At 48.0% G+C, this 204-nt stretch carries 1 rRNA gene; it reads right to left on the bottom strand.

Annotated elements, in window-relative coordinates:
* Positions 1 to 204, bottom strand: a 23S ribosomal RNA gene (locus H5R88_RS01030); the annotation flags it as partial.

The raw sequence follows: 204 nt of genomic DNA, 5'->3' as shown, positions 1-204 counted from the left end.
TTAACGAGAGTTCTCTCGCTCACCTTAGGATTCTCTCCTCGACTACCTGTGTCGGTTTGCGGTACGGGCAGTTAACTACTCCTTAGAAGCTTTTCTCGGCAGTGTGACATCGGCAACTTCGCTACTTAAATTTCGCTCCCCATCACAGCTTGTCAACACGGATGTAAACATTTGACTCACATCCTGACTTACTGCTTGGCCGTA

This window comes from Limosilactobacillus agrestis (genome assembly GCF_014145585.1).
GTDB lineage: Bacteria > Bacillota > Bacilli > Lactobacillales > Lactobacillaceae > Limosilactobacillus > Limosilactobacillus agrestis.
Note: the sequence above shows the minus strand (reverse complement) of the source record. Positions and strands in the feature narration are given on the sequence as shown.